We start from the raw sequence: 15,338 nt of genomic DNA on the forward strand, positions 1-15,338 counted from the left end.
GCGAAATTCATGACCATAGAGACCCTGTTGATCGCCAACCGCGGCGAGATCGCCTGCCGCGTCATCCGCACCGCCAGGCGGCTCGGCATTTCGACCGTCGCCGTACATTCGGAAGCCGATACCGGCGCGCCGCATGTCGACATGGCGGACAGGGCCGTCCTGATCGGCCCGGCAGCGGTCGGCGAGAGTTACCTGTCGGTCGAACGCATCCTGGACGCGGCGGCGAAGACCGGCGCGGACGCGATCCATCCCGGCTATGGCTTCCTGTCCGAGAACGCCGGTTTCGCGCAGGCCTGCGCGGATGCCGGGATCACCTTCGTCGGTCCGCCGATCAAGGCCATCGACCTGATGGGCGACAAGGCCCGGTCGAAGCTGCGGATGATCGATGCCGGCGTCCCGACCGTGCCCGGCTATCAGGGTGAGGATCAGTCTGACGGGGTGCTGCTGGCCGAGGCGGATCGCATCGGCTTCCCCGTCATGGTAAAGGCCAGCGCAGGCGGCGGCGGGCGCGGCATGCGGCTGGTCGAGGATCCGGCGAAGCTGGAACGCGCGCTGAAGACGGCACGCTCGGAAGCGAAGAACGCGTTCGGCGATGACCGCCTGATCCTTGAGAAGGCCGTGGTGCAGCCGCGCCATGTGGAGATTCAGGTCTTCGCGGACAGCCATGGCAACGTCATCCACCTGCACGAGCGCGACTGTTCGGTGCAGCGCCGCCATCAGAAGGTGATCGAGGAAGCCCCCTCGCCCGCCGTGACACCGGAAATCCGCGCCGCCATGGGCCATGCCGCCGTGCAGGCAGCCAAGTCCATCGGCTATCTGGGCGCGGGTACGGTCGAGTTCCTTCTGGATGCGAACGGCGACTTTTACTTTCTGGAGATGAACACGCGGCTGCAGGTCGAACATCCTGTCACCGAACTGATCACCGGGCAGGATCTGGTCGAGTGGCAGATCCGCGTCGCCGAGGGCGAACCCCTGCCCCTGTCCCAGGATCAGGTGCCGCTGAACGGCCACGCCATCGAGGTCCGGCTTTACGCCGAAAGCCCCGCGAAGAACTTCCTGCCGCGCACCGGCACGGCCCACCTGTGGCGCACACCGTCCGGCGATGGCGTGCGCACCGATGCCGGTCTGAAGCAGGGCCAGGAGATCACACCTTTCTATGATCCGATGATCGCCAAGATCATGGCCCACGGCGCAACCCGCGACATCGCCCGCGCGCGGCTGGTGAAAGCCCTGCGCGAGACCGTGCTGCTGGGCGTCGAGACCAACCGGCGCTTCCTGATCGAAGCGCTGCAGGATCGGGTTTTCGCCGATGGCGGCGCAACGACAGCGTTCATCGAGGAACAGTTTCCGAAGGATCGGCTGAAGAATGCCACGCCGGGGCCGGAGGAGATCGCACTGGCTGCGGTCTTGCTGTTCGATCACGGCAAGGGGGACGTGCCCGCCGCGTTCCGGGGCTGGCGCAGTTCAGGTCAGACACCGCGCAGTCCAATGACGGTCAAGGTCGGTGACGATGAACATGAAGTCACCGTCATCTGGAGCGGTGGCGAGGATTATGAGGTCATTCTGGACGATCAGCCGTTCCGCTTCGAGAGCATGTGCATCGGCACCAACGATGCGGCATGGCGGCGCGACGGCGCGACCAGCCGCGCGCTGTTCTGCATGCATGACCTCACCCTTCTGATCCGGACCGATGCCTGCGATTTCACCGCCGAGGAGACCAGCTACATCGACCGGGCGGCCGAGGCGTCCGGGTCGGACGGCGCGGTTCTGTCTCCCATGAACGGCAAGGTGCTGCGTGTCGAGGTGCGCACCGGCGACGACGTGAAGTCGGGTCAGTTGATGGTCGTGCTGGAAGCCATGAAGATGGAGCACGAGATCGTTGCCCCCGTCGCCGGCAAGGTTGCCGAGGTCCCGGTCGTCGCCGATCAGCAGGTCGGCTCGAAAGCGTTGCTGGTGAAGATCGCGCCCCCGGACTGAGCGCTGGAGCGCACGCGACAATTTTTGCGTTGAAATGCGCCTCGTCGCTTCCCAGTTTTGAATTACTCAAAACTAGAAGTGGAGCCCGATGATGGCCGACAAACCCACCCTGACGACTTCGGCAGGCAATCCGATCGCCGACAATCAGAACAGCCTGACCGCCGGGGAACGCGGTCCGATCCTGATGCAGGATTACCAGCTGCTCGAAAAGCTGGCACACCAGAACCGCGAGCGTATCCCCGAACGCGTGGTCCACGCCAAGGGGTGGGGCGCGCACGGCACCTTCACGGTCACCAACGACATCACGAAATACACCAAGGCGGCGATCTTTTCGGAAGTCGGCAAGCAGACCGAGATGCTCAGCCGGTTCTCCACCGTGGCCGGTGAGTCCGGTGCCGCCGACGCCGAGCGCGACGTGCGCGGTTTCTCGATGAAGTTCTACACCGAGGAAGGCAACTGGGACATGGTCGGCAACAACACGCCGGTCTTCTTCATCCGCGATCCCTACAAGTTTCCGGATTTCATCCACACGCAGAAGCGCCATCCGAAGACCAACCTCCGTTCGAACACGGCGCAGTGGGACTACTGGTCGCAAAGCCCGGAGGCGCTGCACCAGGTGATGATCCTGATGTCCGACCGGGGCATCCCGCGCGGTCCGCAGTTCATGAACGGCTATGGCAGCCACACCTACAGCTTCATCAACGCCGACGACGAACGCTTCTGGGTCAAGCTGCACTTCAAGACCCAGCAGGGCCATGATTTCTTCACCAACGAAGAATCGCGCGAGGAGATCGGCCGCACCCGCGAAACCTTCCAGGAAGCGCTGTACGGGGCAATCGAGGACGGCAACTTCCCCAAATGGACCCTGAAGATCCAGGTCATGCCGGAGGAAGATGCCGTCAAGACACCCTACAACCCCTTCGATCTGACCAAGGTCTGGCCGCACGGCGACTATCCGCTGATCGAGGTCGGCGAGGTCGAACTGAACCGCAATGCCGAGAACTATTTCCAGGAGATCGAGAACGCGGCCTATTCGCCGTCGAACATCGTGCCCGGTATCGGCTTCTCACCCGACAAGGTGCTGCAGTCGCGGATATTCTCCTACGCCGATGCACACCGCTATCGTCTGGGCACGCATTATGAGGCCCTGCCGGTGAACGCGCCGAAGTGTCCGGTGCACCACTATCACAAGGACGGCGCGATGCGGTTCTTCCAGAACATGCCGAACCCGGACGCCTACTACGAACCGAACAGCTTCGGCGGGCCGGTCGAGGATCCGTCCCGGGCCGAACCGCCGCTGAAGATCTCGGGCGATGCGGATCGCTACAATCACCGCGAAGGCAATGACGACTACGGCCAGCCCCGCGCGCTGTACGATCTGTTCGACGATGACCAGAAGGCGCGGCTGCATGCCAGCTTCGCCGGATCGATGGCGGGCGTCCCGTCGGAAATCATCGAGCGGGCGCTCGGCCACCTGGCACAGATCAGCCCTGCACTCGCCGACGGCATCCGGGGTGAACTGGACAACTGACCGAAACGCCAGCGATATTCACGCAACGGGGGCAGGCTCATCCGGGTCTGTCCCCTTTTTTGTCCGCACGCTAGTTTATCGGCATCAACAGGAGGACGGGATGGCCTGGCAACGCATGTGCCTGGAAATCGGCATGGGCATGGACATTCGCGGCGGCGACAGCACCAAGGCGGCGAGCCGCGCGCTGATGGATGCCCTGCGCCACAACGCGCTGACCATCGGCCCTGCCCTTGGTCAGGACGCCGACGACATGTTCGTGAAGGTCTGGATCGGTGCACCCGATCCCGAAAGCGTCGACCGGCAGGCTTTACTGGACCTGCTGCCCCACGGCAGCGGTGAGGTGGAAGTCGCCGCAGGCGGGCTGTCCATGCCCAACGATCCGGGCGACAACGTCACCATCATGGCGCACGCCGCCGCCGAGGTCTTTCTGAAGATCGGCGGTGACACGTGAGCGGGCCGCGCGTCATTCTGGAGATGGGCGCAGGCAACGACCTGCATGGGCGCGACTACACGAAGGCCGCGTTGCGTGCCGTGCAGGATGCGCTGCACCACAGTTCGCTCACCTTTGTCCGTGCGTTGAACCTCGACCCGAACGACCTCATCGTTGACGTCACCGTCGGCACGCAGAAGCCGGATGAAGTCAATATCACCGAAGTCGCCCGCTCGTTGCCCGTCGGCAAGGTGACGGTCACATCGGTTCTTGGTGGACTGGATGTGCCCGATGCCCGGAACGACGATCTGGCGGTCATCGCCAGCGCCATGATTTCCGTACGCTTACCCGAAGGATTTGAAGCTTGAGCCAGAACCTGATGAACGATCTGTGGGCTGCCGGCGCGCGCGTCGGTGCAAGACTGAAGGAACGCGGCGAGACCGTCGCCATTGTCGAAAGCTCGGCTGGCGGCCTGATATCGGCGGCCCTGCTGCGCGTGCCCGGCGCGTCGGCCTATTACATGGGCGGCGGCGTGATCTACACGCGCACCTCGATCCGCGAGATCGCGGGCATCGACATGAAGAAGCTCTGGAAGGAACAGGGCATCCGGTCGAGCACCGAACCGTTCGCCAACCTGTTGTCGGAGAGCATCCGCACCAGCCACGAAACGACCTGGGGACTGGCGGAAACCGGCGCGGCCGGACCGGGCAACGGCTACGGCGATCCGGCGGGTCACAGTTGCCATGCCGTTACCGGCCCCAGTCCGGCCGTCATGACATTGCGGACGGGCGAGGAAGATCGGGGCGACAACATGATCCGCTTTGCGATCAGCGCCCTCGGATTCTTCGAAAAGCAACTCGAAGCGCCGATGGCGGCATGATGGCCGGGACAGGAGACCGCTACACCATCGATATTCCCGGTCCCGATCCAGCTCCCCATGCGCCGGCATTCGATATGCCCGCCGGTGCCTGGGACACGCATTTCCATGTCATCGACAGACAATATGGCTATGTCGAAGACCGCAGCTACACTCCGCCGGAGGCCACCCGCGAAAGCCTGCTGAGCCTGCATGGAAGTCTTGGTATCGAACGCGGCGTGTTTGTTCAGGTCAGCGTGCACGGGACCGACAACCGGGCGATGCTCGACGCTCTTCGCCAGACTCCCGGCTACCGTGGCGTCGCCGTGCTCGACAGTCAGGTCGCCGACGACGACCTCGACCGGCTGCATGCCGCCGGCGTACGCGGCGCGCGGGTCAATGTGCTGTTCGGCGGCGGTGTCGGATTCGAACACATGAAGCAGCTTGCGACGAAGATCGCGCGCCTCGGCTGGCATATGCAGTTGCTCGTCGACGTGGCCTCGCCGGATATGCCCTGGGAGGCAATTGAGTCGCTACCCTGCGACCGCGTGATCGATCACATGGGCCACTGGGACTGTGGGCTGGGGATCGGGCATCCCGGCTTTCAGCGCCTGCTGAGGCTGGTCGGCGAAGGCGGCTGCTGGGTCAAGCTCTCCGGCGCCGAACGCATCAGCCGCCAGCCGGCACCGCCGTTCGACGATGTGACACCGGTCGCGCAGGCGCTGATCGCCGCAGCACCCGACCGCTGCGTCTGGGGCTCGGACTGGCCGCATGTGAAGCTGCCGGTCGCGATGCCCAACGACGGCGACCTGCTCGACCTGCTGGCCCGCTGGGCACCGGATGCTGCACAGCGCCGAAAGATCCTGGTCGACAACCCGCTGCGGCTATACACGCAGGCGGACTGACCGGATCAGATCGCGCCTTCGTCCGGCACGTGCTTGCCGCCCTTCCTGAAGGGTGAAAAGTCGCTGAGATAGTCGATCTCGCGCTGCACCTCACGCCGCTCATGCTCCAGATAGTCGGCGACGGCCTTGCGGAAACCCGGATCGGCGATCCAGTGGATCGAATGGGTCGTGACAGGCAGGTAGCCCCGCGCCAGCTTGTGCGGCCCCTGCGCACCGGCCTCCACCCGTTTCAGACCGTGGCGGATCGCCCAGTCGATGGCGCGGTAGTAACAAAGCTCGAAATGCAGGAACCGGTGGTCCTCGATGCAGCCCCAGTAGCGCCCGAACAGCGTCTCCGTACCGGCCATGTTCAATGCGCCCGCGATATAGCGCCCGTCGCGCTTCGCCATCATCAATACCGTGCGATCACCAACCCGTTCTCCCAGCAGGGAAAAGAACGTCCGGTTCAGGTAAGGCTGCCCCCACTTGCGGCTGCCGGTGTCGATGTAGAACTGGTAGAACGCGTCCCAGTGATCCTCGGTCAGATCGGCCCCTGTGATCTCCTCGACCTCCAGCCCGCTTTCCAGTGCGCCGGCGCGTTCTTTGCGGATCGCCTTGCGCTTGCGCGATGACAGATCGGCCAGAAAATCGTCGAACGTCTCGTAGCCGTTATTCACCCAGTGAAACTGCTCGCCGGTGCGAAACAGCCAGCCCGCGTCCCGCCCCAGCGTGGCTTCTTCCTCGGTCGGGAAGGTGATGTGCAGGCTGGAGACCCGCATCTGCGTGGCGGCCTGCTCGGCCCCCTGCAGCAGCATGCGGCGGACCAGTTCGACATCCTCGCCCTGCCGCACCAGCAGGCGCGGGCCGGTGGCAGGCGTGAACGGTACCGACATCTGAAGCTTCGGATAATAGCGCCCGCCCGCCCGTTCCAGCGCGTTCGCCCAGCCATGGTCGAAGACATACTCACCCTGGCTGTGGGACTTCAGGTACATGGGCGCGCAGCCGATCAGGCGGCCGTCCGGGCTCTCCAGCAACAGATGCTGCGGTGCCCAGCCTTCCTCGGCGCTGGCGCATCCGGCTTCCTCAAGGGCGCTGAGAAAGGCGTGACAGATGAAGGGATTCGCCGGCCCCGCACAGGCATCCCAGTCGGCCGCAGCCACAGTCGATATGTCGCCGCAGAGCTTCAGCGTGAATTCGTCTGTGCCCGTGGCGGCAGTCATATGAGGAAATTCTCTGAAGCCTGCGACTGCAACGGCTTCCCCTTCCCCCTTGAGGGGGGAAGGTCGGGATGGGGGTGGTTCGGCGAAGCCGAAGCAGCACTGGAATCAGAAATAGCCTCCAGCTTTGCCCCCCATCTACCGCTTCGCGGCCACTTCCCCCTCAAGGGGGGAAGGTCTCGACAAACAGGCCTAAGGGAGACAACTGGCGCTTGTGTCATTACCCGACCATCCTGCCGCTGTCTTTCCAGTAGGCGGCGCGGATGGCCTTCTTGTCGGGTTTGCCGATCGGCGTCACCGGAATCTCATCGACGAAATCGACGGACTTCGGAGCCTGGATCGAGCCCTTCTGATCCTTCACCATCTGCATCAGCTTCTCCGCGTCCACCTTCTTCCCGGCCTTCGGCACGATCAGCGCCTTCACGGACTCACCCCACTTGTCATCGGGCACACCGATGACGGCGGCCATGGCGACGTCCGGGTGCGACGTCAGCACGTCCTCGACTTCACGGGGGAATACGTTGAAACCGCCGGAGACGATCATGTCCTTCTTGCGATCCACGATATAGAGGTAGCCCTGCTCGTCCGCGCGAGCCACGTCCCCGGTATGCAGCCAGCCCCCTTTCAGCGTTTCTGCCGTCTGTTCGGGCCGGTTCCAGTATTCATCCATCACCTGCGGCGCCCGCACGCAGATCTCGCCCGGATCGCCCTCTGCGACTTCGTTCAGGTCATCGTCCAGCAGTTTCACTGCCACGTTCGCACACGGATGGCCGCAGGAGGCGAACAGGTCGGGACGGTTACGGTCGTGATCTTCCTTGCGCAGGACCGAGATCGGGTAGCCCTCGGTCTGACCGTAGAGCTGCCCGAACACGGGTCCGATACGCTCCAGTCCCTCCATCAGGCGGGTCGGCGACATGGGCGACGCGCCGTAAAGCAGGTATTCCAGACTGCCCAGATCGAACTGCTCCAGCTTCGGATGGTCCAGCAGCAGGTAGATCATGGTCGGTACCAGCAGCGTCATGGAGATGCGTTCGCGCTGGATCGTGTCCAGCACCTGCTCGGGATCGAAGCCCTTCATGAAGGTGACGCGCCCGCCGCGATGCAGGGTCGGCGGCAGCTTGGTTCCGCCGACGTGGCTGATCGGCGCGACGGCCAGGTAATTGGTATCGACCGGGAACTCGAAATCGGCAAGCGTTGCGGCAACCATCCCGATGTAGCTCGGATGGGTGCGCAGGCCGCCTTTCGGCTTGCCGGTGGTGCCTCCGGTATAGCTGATCCAGACCGGATCGTCGGTCCGCGCTTCCACCAGCACGTTCACCGCGCCGGTCTGCTCGGCTGCCGCGCGGATATCGACGCCATAATCCGCCTTTCCCAGCGTGAAGACGGTCTTCAGCCGGTCCACGCTCTCCGCCAGTTCCCGGCCCCGGTCCATGTAGTTGTCGACGTCGACGAACAGATAGTCGATCTCGGCGTCATCCAGCGTAAACTGATGATCGTCCAGCGAGCCAAGCGTGTGCAGCGGCGTCATCGACAGCCCCAGCGCCTGTGCGGCCACGCCCGCAAGATAGGCCTCGGCCCGGTTGGCGTTCAGCAGCGCGACACGTTCGCGGCGCACCACACCGTGCTTCTTGTAGACCGCCTGATAGCGGGCCACCAGGTCCAGAGCCTGAGCGTAGGTATATTCCCCGCCGTATCCGGTGAACGCGATGCGATTGCCCCAGCGCCGCATGTCCCGCAGAAGCAGGTCGGACGCCGTCGGGCCGGTATAGAGTTCCGCAGTCATGACTGAAACCTCCCCAGATTCCGTGGTTGCGAAGTCTCGCGCGTCAGCCGCGATCAGGCAATGCAATCCACCGCGACGTGACATGTCCGGTCGCGCACAGGCTGCGGCTGGCATCGTGGCAGGCGAAGATCTCGACCAGACTGAGCGCCTGGTTCCGCCCCGGCTTGATCACCCGTCCGACCGCGACCAGATATTCCCCGCCCGCAGGTGCCAGGTGATGCGTCTCGAAACCCAGCGTCGCGATACCATGCCCTTCGCCGGTCAGGGTCATCGCAGCAGCACCACCGGCAATATCCAGCAAAGCGCCGACAATGCCGCCCTGAACATGCGTCCCGTCGAACGTCAGACCTGTGGTGATCGTCATGGAAATTTCCGCCCGTCCCGGCGAGACTGAGGCGATGTCCAGCCCCAGCGTCCTGAAGACGGGCATGGACTGCAGGAAGCCGCGCGTCAAATCGGCGTAGCCTGTCTGACGGGCTTCAAAAACGGTCATCGGGGTCCATCTGTTACGTCAACCAGTTCACGAACCTGGAGATTGCCATGAAACTCAGAGGCATCAAAGCACGGCCCGTCGTTGTGCCCATGAACCGTCCGGTGGTGACTGGTGGCGGTGCGGTCGAGAAAGCCGCCTTTGTGCTGATCGATCTGGAAACCGACAGCGAGATCGTCGGCCGGTCGTATGTGTTTGCCGTGTCACCGGTGCTGGCACGCGGTCTGGTCGCGCTGATCGACGGACTGGCGGAGACCATCGCGGGCGACGCAGTCGTCCCCCGCGCCCTGCATGAGAAGATGAACAGATCGCTGCGTCTTGCGGGTGTCGAAGGCTTCATCGGCTGGGCAATCGCCGGCATCGACATGGCCGTCTGGGATGCGTTCGCCAAGGATGCCGATGCAGCGCTGTATCATCTGCTGGGCGGCGAACGCCGAGAGATCGATGCCTACAATTCGAACGGGCTCGGTCTGATCGGCCCGGAAGCTGCGGCACGGGAAGCCCGCGAGCTCGCACAGGGCTTCGGTGCGATCAAGCTGCGGCTCGGCTATCCGGACGTGGATGACGACGTGGAAGTGATCGAATCGGTCATGAATGCCGTGCCCGACAGTCTGCCGGTCATGTGCGACTACAACCAGAGCCTCACACGCGCCGAGGCCAAGGTCAGGCTGTCGGCGATCGACGAGTGCGGGCTGACCTGGATCGAAGAACCCATCGCCCACGACGATATTCAGGGCTATGTGGGCCTGTGCAGCGGGTTCGAAACCCCCATCCAGCTGGGCGAAAATGCGCGCAGCCCCGCGGAAATCTCGCGGCTGATCGCTGCCGAAGCGGCCGATTTCCTGATGCCCGACGTCGCCAAGATCGGCGGTATCACGAACTGGATGAACGCGGCGGAACAATGCGCTGGTGCCGGTATCCGGCTGTCCACGCACCTGTTCCCCGAGGTCAGTATCCACATGATGTCGGCCAGCCCGACGGCGCACTGGCTGGAATACGTCGATTGGGCGGCACCCTTCCTGGCCGCGCCCCTTGAGGTTCACAAGGGCAAGGCCACGCCGCCGGACACGCCCGGCACCGGCATCGACTGGGACGAAGACGCCATCGCGAAATACGCCATCTAGCGCGCTTCGCGCTCGCGGCTCATCCTGACCCGTTCCCGCCGTCGTCCCCATGCGCCCGGCGGGCCACTGAACCGTCCGGGCAGCGGCGTCTCGCAGAAGGTGCAGCATCCGCGATGGTCCAGATGCCAGTCGGACAGCATGTGCCAGTCCCGTCCGATCACCATGGCACCGCAGCCTGAGCAGTAGGTCGATTGCGCCGCCTTGTGATTGATGTTGCCGACATAGGCGTGGCGGATACCGTTCTTCAAAGCAATGGATCGCGCCCGGAACAGGGACCCGGGTGGCGTGCGTTCCTTGTCCAGCATTCGGAAATCGGGATGAAACGCCGTGAAGTGCATCGGCACGTCGGGGCCCAGCGTCTCGATCACCCATTGGGTCATGGCCTCGATTTCCGCTTCGGAGTCATTCTCGTCGGGGATCAGCAGGGTGGTGATCTCCACCCAGACATCGGTCTCATTGACCAGATAGTCGAGCGTCTCCTTCACCGGCTCCAGCGCGGAACCCGTGACCTTGCGATAGAAATCCTCGGTGAAGGCCTTCAGGTCGACATTGGCGGCGTCCATGTGCCGGTAGAATTCGGCGCGCGGATCGGCGCAGATATAACCTGCGGTGACCGCCACATTCTTCACACCGACTTCGTGGCAGGCGATGGCGGTGTCCACCGCATATTCCAGGAAGATCACCGGATCATTGTAGGTATAGGCCATCGACGTGCAGCCCATACTCTGCGCCGTCTCGGCCAGCATCCGGGGCGGCGCGGCATCGGCCAGCGTGTCCATCTCCCGGCTCTTGGACATGTCGTGGTTCTGGCAGAACTTGCAGGTCAGGTTGCAACCCGCTGTTCCAAAAGACAGAACGGGCGTGCCTGGATAAAAATGATTGAGCGGTTTCTTCTCGATCGGATCGATGCAGAAGCCTGACGAGCGGCCATAGGATGTCAGCACGATCTGCGCACCCTCGCGCTTGCGGATGAAACACAGGCCCCGCTGCCCGTCATTCAGCTGGCAATAGCGCGGACAGATTTCGCAGCGGATGCGACCGTCCGCCTGCGCCGAGAAATACCGCCCGGGAACTGTTCCGACATGGTCGCGCATGGTGCCATCCTGACCCGAACAAGTACCGCCTAGCATATCGTGTATCGCGAAGAGCCATGCAATCTTCTCAATTGTGTGAGTCGGATCAGATGATAACTTTTTGTGATATCCACCATGGGAGCAGGAAACATGGCAGTACGAAAAGCGACGATGAGTTCACCGCCTGCGCGTCCCAGGCTTGATGAGCTTCTGGCAAGAGCAAAAACGGTGACGCTGTCGGAAGATGATCTGCGAGAGCAACAAGCCAGTTTCGTTTACGGCAACGCTCCAAAAGGGTCAAAGATCACCAAAGAGTCAGCCCGTGCCGCTATCGGAAAAATACGCCTTACAGGCGATTGAGGACGTTTCGGTTCGAAGGTTCAAAATTGCATGTTCATCCTTGAGGAAGAAGATCAGGAACTATTCGATCGCGTCCAGCAGCAAAATTTGATCCGTCAGTACGGGTTGATGACGAATTGCATTGAGATCGGTCTTCGCAAGGGGCCTGCCGCATTCGACAAGTATCTTTTGTGGGCGCTCAATCATGTCGCCGTCGCCAATATTTCACAATTTGGCGGACGGTTCCGCAGGGAACCGATCTACGTAGGCAATCACCGCCCGCCTCATTTCAATGACGTCGATGAGCAAATGGATCGCTTCGTTTCGACGGTGCAGGAAAACTGGTACGCTTGGTCGCCCGTTCAGGTCGCCGCATACGTTCTTTGGCGAATGAACTGGATACATCCATTCATAGAGGGAAACGGGAGGACGGCGCGAGCCATCTGTTATTATTCGTTGTGCGTGCGCTTCGGTACCTTGTTGCCAGGCAGGAAGATACTGCCCGAAAGAATTCGCGAAACCAGGCCGGATTATGAGGCAGCGCTGATCGCGGCGGATCGTGCGTGGGACAATGGCGATCTCGAGTTTGGCGAAATGGAGGCTTATCTGGCCAGTCTGTTGGAAGCGCAACTCTCCGATGACGGTTTGGACGATCCGAACAACGGATCAGCCTGATGTCCCATGGCATATCCAGATCCCCCGCTGTGGCAGGCACCTTCTATCCGGGCGAAGCCGGCAAGCTGCAAGCGGCGGTCGACCGGCTACTGACCGACGCGCAGAAGCGGATGGCCGGGCCAACGTCCGGGCCCAAAGCCCTGATCGCGCCGCACGCCGGTTATGTCTATTCCGGTGCGGTGGCCGCCAGTGCCTATCAGCGCGTGCAGCCGGTGAAGGGGCAGGTTCGGCGCGTCGTCCTGCTCGGTCCGGCGCATCGGGTTGCGTTCAAGGGGTTTGCGCTGCCATCGGTCGATGCCTTCGACACGCCCCTCGGCCCCGTCAGGCTCGACCGCGCGGTCATCGAGCGACTGGTCGAGGTACGTGACGACTGCGCGATCCGCGACGACGCCCATGCGCAGGAACACAGTCTGGAGGTCCACCTGCCCTTCCTGCAGCGGTCGCTGGGCGACATCCTGCTGGTGCCCATCGTGGTGGGCGATGCGTCACCGGACGCCGTTGCGCGGCTGCTTCAGCAGCTCTGGGGCGGACCGGAGACGCTTGTCGTGATCTCCACCGATCTCTCGCACTATCACACCTATGACGAGGCCCGGCAGATCGACGGCGACACCGTGACGAAGATCGGCGCGTTGCAGGCGGGGGCGTTCGGGCCGCAGCAGGCCTGTGGCAGCCGTCCGGTGAACGGCCTGCTGAAGCTGGCCGGCCATCTGGGCCTGAGGATCACTGAACTGGACGTCAGGAACTCCGGCGACACGGCGGGTTCCAAGGATCGCGTGGTTGGCTACGGCGCATGGGCGCTGGAACCGGCGGACACCGCCCGCTTCGCCGACGCGCACCGCGATCTGATGATCCTGACTGCGGCGCGCGCGCTCGCCATCCGGCTTTCACGGCACAAGCGGCCGGAGATCAATCTGGAGACTTTCCCGCACGAACTGCGCACCATTGCCGCCAGTTTCGTGACCATCAATCTGCAGGGCCGGTTGCGGGGCTGCATCGGTTCGCTGAAGGCGCATCGCCCCCTGGCCGCCGATATCGCCTGGAACGCCGTGTCCGCCGGATTCGAGGACCCCCGCTTCGACCCGCTTACAGCGGCTGAATTCAGGGCCGCGGAACTGGAGATCTCGATCCTCTCGAACCCCGCCCCGCTCGCGTTCGGGGACGAAGCCGATCTGCTGTCGAAACTCCGCCCGGGCCACGACGGCCTGATCCTCGAAAGCAATGGCAGGCGCGGCACGTTCCTGCCCAAGGTCTGGGAAGGACTGCAGACACCGGAAAAGTTCCTGAACGGCCTGAAGGTCAAGACCGGCCTGCCCCGCGACCACTGGGCCGACGACGTGAAGGTCTGGCGCTACACCACCGAAACCTTTGGCGCTCCCGTACCGGAAAGCCTGTTCAGGAAGGCCGGGTGACGGCCAGCGACATCACAACGGGATGTTGTCGTGCTTCTTCCAGGGGTTCGTCAGTTCCTTGTTCTTCAGCATCCTGAGCGACTTGATGATCCGGAAGCGGGTGTTGTGCGGCATGATGATGTCGTCGATGAAGCCGCGCGCCCCGGCAATGAACGGATTCGCGAAGGTCTGGCGGTATTCCTCGGTCCGCGCGGCGATCTTCTCGTCATCGCCGATGTCGGCGCGGAAGATGATCTCCACCGCCCCCTTGGCCCCCATCACCGCGATCTCCGCATTCGGCCATGCGAGATTAACATCGCCGCGCAAGTGCTTGGAACTCATGACATCATAAGCGCCGCCATAGGCCTTGCGCGTGATGATGGTGACCTTCGGCACCGTGGCTTCGGCATAGGCGAACAGCAGCTTCGCACCGTGCTTGATGATGCCGTTGAATTCCTGGCTGGTGCCGGGCAGGAAACCGGGCACGTCGACCAGCGTGACGATCGGAATGTTGAAACAGTCGCAGAACCGCACGAACCGCGCGGCCTTCTTCGCTGAATCGATATCCAGGCACCCGGCGAGCACCATCGGCTGGTTCGCGACCACACCGACCGGATGGCCTTCCATGCGCCCGAAGCCGGTGATGATGTTCTTTGCGTAGGCCGGCTGGGTCTCGAAGAAATCGCCTTCATCGACGATCTTCGTGATCAGTTCCATCATGTCGTAGGGCTTGTTTGGATTGTCGGGCACCAGCGTGTCCAGGGACATCTCCTGACGTTCCGGATCGTCGAAGGTCGGGCGGTGCGGCGGTGCCTCGCGATTGGACGAGGGCAGGAAGTCGATGAAACGGCGGGTCTGGCTGATGGCGTGGACGTCGTTCTCGAATGCGAGATCGGCGACGGACGACCTGGTCGTGTGCGTGATCGCGCCGCCCAGTTCTTCGGCGGTGACCGATTCGGCGGTGACCGTCTTCACGACGTCCGGACCGGTGACGAACATGTAGGAGGTATCCTTCACCATGAAGATGAAGTCGGTCATGGCCGGGCTGTAGACCGCCCCGCCCGCGCAGGGGCCCATGATCATCGAAATCTGCGGTATCACGCCGGACGCCATCACGTTGCGCTGGAACACGTCCGCATAACCGGCAAGGCTGTCGATACCTTCCTGAATGCGCGCACCGCCGGAGTCGTTCAGGCCGATCACGGGCGCGCCGACCTGCATCGCCTTGTCCATGACCTTGCAGATCTTCTTGGCGTGCATTTCCGAAAGGGAACCGCCGAAGACCGTGAAGTCCTGACTGAAGACAAAGACGAGACGCCCGTTCACCGTGCCATAGCCGGTGATGACGCCATCGCCCGGAACCTTGTCCTTCTCCATGCCGAAATCGATCGAGCGGTGCTCGACGAACATGTCCCATTCCTCGAACGAGCCCTCGTCCAGCAGCAGATCGATCCGCTCCCGCGCCGTCAGCTTGCCCCGGCCATGCTGCGCCTCGATGCGTTTCTCGCCACCACCCAGGCGCGCCTTGGCGCGCTTCTCTTCCAGCATCTGGACAATGTCCTGCATTCCGC

Annotated in this window: 15 protein-coding genes; 10 read left to right on the top strand and 5 right to left on the bottom strand. The window is 63.1% G+C overall.

The genetic code is table 11. The annotated features are described in order from the left end of the window. Window positions 1-9 precede the first annotated feature (9 nt). The 6 genes from ACN0X7_RS08665 to ACN0X7_RS08690 all read left to right on the top strand — a co-directional run bounded on the left by ACN0X7_RS08665 (window position 10) and on the right by ACN0X7_RS08690 (window position 5,699). Window positions 10-1,977 carry an acetyl-CoA carboxylase biotin carboxylase subunit gene (locus ACN0X7_RS08665; RefSeq protein WP_417516189.1) on the top strand — a complete coding sequence of 656 codons (1,968 nt, stop codon included), beginning with the start codon at window positions 10-12 and terminating at the stop codon, window positions 1,975-1,977. Window positions 1,978-2,068: 91 nt separating this feature from the next. Beyond that, a complete protein-coding gene (locus ACN0X7_RS08670) occupies window positions 2,069-3,508 on the top strand; it encodes a catalase (protein WP_417516191.1) in 1,440 nt (479 codons plus the stop codon). Between the two features lie 100 nt (window positions 3,509-3,608). Then, window positions 3,609-3,959 (top strand): Lin0512 family protein, encoded by a 351-nt coding sequence (locus tag ACN0X7_RS08675; RefSeq protein WP_417516193.1) that lies wholly within the window; start codon window positions 3,609-3,611, stop codon window positions 3,957-3,959. After that, window positions 3,956-4,306: a Lin0512 family protein gene (locus tag ACN0X7_RS08680; RefSeq protein WP_417516195.1), complete on the top strand. Its 351-nt coding sequence runs from the start codon at window positions 3,956-3,958 to the stop codon at window positions 4,304-4,306. Before ACN0X7_RS08675 ends, ACN0X7_RS08680 begins: the two co-directional genes overlap by 4 nt. Further along, entirely contained in the window at window positions 4,303-4,818 is a 516-nt protein-coding gene (locus ACN0X7_RS08685; protein ID WP_417516197.1) for a CinA family protein, read from the top strand. The genes ACN0X7_RS08680 and ACN0X7_RS08685 overlap by 4 nt, the downstream gene beginning before the upstream one ends. Then, window positions 4,815-5,699 (top strand): amidohydrolase family protein, encoded by an 885-nt coding sequence (locus tag ACN0X7_RS08690; RefSeq protein WP_417516199.1) that lies wholly within the window; start codon window positions 4,815-4,817, stop codon window positions 5,697-5,699. The genes ACN0X7_RS08685 and ACN0X7_RS08690 overlap by 4 nt, the downstream gene beginning before the upstream one ends. 5 nt (window positions 5,700-5,704) lie before the next feature. Here the strand turns inward: ACN0X7_RS08690 and ACN0X7_RS08695 are convergent, their stop codons facing one another. The 3 genes from ACN0X7_RS08695 to ACN0X7_RS08705 all read right to left on the bottom strand — a co-directional run bounded on the left by ACN0X7_RS08695 (window position 5,705) and on the right by ACN0X7_RS08705 (window position 9,171). Further along, window positions 5,705-6,898: a GNAT family N-acetyltransferase gene (locus ACN0X7_RS08695; protein ID WP_417516201.1), complete on the bottom strand. Its 1,194-nt coding sequence runs from the start codon at window positions 6,896-6,898 to the stop codon at window positions 5,705-5,707. 217 nt (window positions 6,899-7,115) lie between these two features. Further along, window positions 7,116-8,678 (bottom strand): AMP-binding protein, encoded by a 1,563-nt coding sequence (locus ACN0X7_RS08700; protein WP_417516203.1) that lies wholly within the window; start codon window positions 8,676-8,678, stop codon window positions 7,116-7,118. 43 nt (window positions 8,679-8,721) lie between these two features. After that, a complete protein-coding gene (locus ACN0X7_RS08705; protein WP_417516205.1) occupies window positions 8,722-9,171 on the bottom strand; it encodes a PaaI family thioesterase in 450 nt (149 codons plus the stop codon). 47 nt (window positions 9,172-9,218) lie between these two features. Here ACN0X7_RS08705 and ACN0X7_RS08710 point away from each other — a divergent pair, with 47 nt between their 5' ends. Next, complete coding sequence (locus tag ACN0X7_RS08710) at window positions 9,219-10,292, top strand: enolase C-terminal domain-like protein (protein ID WP_417516207.1); 1,074 nt, start codon at window positions 9,219-9,221, stop codon at window positions 10,290-10,292. Here the strand turns inward: ACN0X7_RS08710 and amrS are convergent. After that, complete coding sequence (gene amrS / locus ACN0X7_RS08715; RefSeq protein WP_417516209.1) at window positions 10,289-11,386, bottom strand: AmmeMemoRadiSam system radical SAM enzyme; 1,098 nt, start codon at window positions 11,384-11,386, stop codon at window positions 10,289-10,291. The genes ACN0X7_RS08710 and amrS overlap by 4 nt on opposite strands. 129 nt (window positions 11,387-11,515) lie before the next feature. Between amrS and ACN0X7_RS08720 the strand changes: the two genes are divergently transcribed. From ACN0X7_RS08720 to amrB, 3 genes are read left to right on the top strand one after another with little or no spacing between them, the layout of a single operon-like run. Continuing rightward, window positions 11,516-11,725: a hypothetical protein gene (locus tag ACN0X7_RS08720; protein ID WP_417516211.1), complete on the top strand. Its 210-nt coding sequence runs from the start codon at window positions 11,516-11,518 to the stop codon at window positions 11,723-11,725. Window positions 11,726-11,755: 30 nt separating this feature from the next. Continuing rightward, entirely contained in the window at window positions 11,756-12,379 is a 624-nt protein-coding gene (locus tag ACN0X7_RS08725) for a Fic family protein (RefSeq protein ID WP_417516213.1), read from the top strand. Then, complete coding sequence (amrB, locus tag ACN0X7_RS08730; protein ID WP_417516215.1) at window positions 12,379-13,788, top strand: AmmeMemoRadiSam system protein B; 1,410 nt, start codon at window positions 12,379-12,381, stop codon at window positions 13,786-13,788. The genes ACN0X7_RS08725 and amrB overlap by 1 nt, the downstream gene beginning before the upstream one ends. A gap of 12 nt (window positions 13,789-13,800) precedes the next feature. On the opposite strand, the gene ACN0X7_RS08735 is transcribed toward amrB, so the two are convergent. Further along, window positions 13,801-15,333 (bottom strand): acyl-CoA carboxylase subunit beta, encoded by a 1,533-nt coding sequence (locus ACN0X7_RS08735; RefSeq protein WP_417516217.1) that lies wholly within the window; start codon window positions 15,331-15,333, stop codon window positions 13,801-13,803. Window positions 15,334-15,338 lie beyond the last annotated feature (5 nt).

The sequence above is a fragment of the Minwuia sp. genome (genome assembly GCF_048263705.1).
GTDB lineage: Bacteria > Pseudomonadota > Alphaproteobacteria > Minwuiales > Minwuiaceae > Minwuia.